The sequence below is a fragment of the Parapedobacter composti genome (assembly GCF_900112315.1).
Classification (GTDB): Bacteria; Bacteroidota; Bacteroidia; order Sphingobacteriales; family Sphingobacteriaceae; genus Parapedobacter; species Parapedobacter composti.
The window spans coordinates 1-1,814 of sequence record NZ_FOLL01000050.1 but is presented as its reverse complement, the minus strand read 5'-3'; the positions used below and the strand labels follow the sequence as shown (position 1 = coordinate 1,814).

Here is a 1,814-nt window from a genome sequence, read left to right as displayed (position 1 = left end):
GAGGCTGTCTAAAAAGCCTCAATTAAGAAAAGGAATCCCCGATACAGATAAAGTTTCGGGGATTTTTTTGTTTGTCCTAAAAAAAGCTTATTTTTAGGTATCCCCAAACAAAGCTATGAAGGTACAATTTAAAGCATTGCCATCCAATAGTCCGAGCCTATTTCCGGAAGATATTTTTTCAAAGATCCCCGAGAACCATCCTGTACGTCTGGTGAACGAAGTAGTTGACAAGCTTGATATCGGGCAGCTTATCAAGCAGTACAAAGGTGGTGGTACGACCAGTTTCCACCCGCGTATGATGATCAAGGTGCTGTTCTACGCCTACCTGAGCAACATCTATTCGTGCCGTAAGATAGAAAGGGCCCTACAGGAGAACATCTATTTCATGTGGCTATCCGGGCACAGCACACCGGATTACCGGACAATCAACTACTTCCGGGGCAAGAGGCTCAAAGGGCATATCCAGTCACTTTTTGCCGAAGTTGTCCGTCTGCTTGCCGAACTGGGCTATGTGAGCCTGAAGGTCCAGTACATAGATGGTACGAAGATCGAATCGGCGGCAGGCCGTTACACTTTTGTATGGAAAGGTTCGGTTGAAAAGAACAGAGCCAAACTGGAAAATAAAATACAGTCGGTGCTCTGGGACATTGAATCACAGATAAGACAGGACCAATCGGAACTGGGCAGGGATGAAACACCCAGACCTATTAAGAGCGATGAGCTCAGGGACAGACTTTCCGCGCTGAACGAAAAACTCAAAGAAGCAGCAAAGCCTACCCAAAAACAGCTTAAAAAGCTGCAGGAAGAGCATCTTCCAAGGCTGGAAAAATACGGGAAGCAGCTGGCGACACTGGGAGAAAGGAACAGTTACAGCAAAACCGATGAGGATGCCACCTTTATGCGGCTGAAAGATGACCATATGCAGAACGGGCAGCTCAAACCGGCCTACAACACGCAGATCAGTACGGAAGAACAGTTCATTACCCATTACAGTATCCATCAGAGTGCAGGAGATACCACTACGCTGAAAGACCACCTTGAGGGCTTCGAAGAAAACTACGGAAGCCAGAGTGATGTAGTGGTGGCCGATGCGGGTTACGGCAGTGAAGAGAACTATGAGATGCTGGAATCAAAGAAAATAGAGGGTTATGTCAAGTACAATTACTTCCATAAAGAGCAGAAACGGGCACAGAAGAACAACCCCTTCCTTTTGCAGAACCTGTACTATAATAAGGAGGAAGACTTCTATGTATGCCCCATGGGACAGAAGATGGCCTTTGCCGGTAAGGGTAAGCGGGTGAGCACCAATGGATATGTTTCCAGTGTGAGCTATTATCAGGCCGGGCGCTGCGAAGGCTGCCCCATGCGGGGACAATGCCATAAGGCCAAAGGCAACAGGATAATCGAAGTCAACCACCGCCTGAACGAACTGAAGGCCAGGGCACGGGACCTGCTGACTTCTGAAACAGGAAAGTACCACCGGAGCAAACGCCCCATAGAAGTGGAGGCTGTCTTCGGCCAGATGAAAAGCAACAACCGGTTCAACAGGTTCTCGATGAAAGGGCTTGAAAAGGTAGATATCGAGTTTGCCCTGATGTGTATAGGACATAACCTGAGAAAATGGTCGAAAAAACTCCTGAAACAACTTTCTCCGGACCAAACGACGAACCTAAATACAATAATCCGCTTATTTTATGACCAGTCATGGATAAATTGCCCATATCAACCGCTGGCGGCCTAGGCTAATCTCCTAAAACCATTACAGACCACAAGCCCATAATAAAACAAAGAAGGCGCCCTTTTTAGACGCCTTC

Annotated in this window: 1 pseudogene; it reads left to right on the top strand. The window is 47.3% G+C overall.

The annotated features are described in order from the left end of the window. Positions 1-115 precede the first annotated feature (115 nt). Positions 116-1,636, top strand: a pseudogene (locus BM030_RS19505) (IS1182 family transposase); the annotation flags it as partial. Between the last annotated feature and the right edge of the window lie 178 nt (positions 1,637-1,814).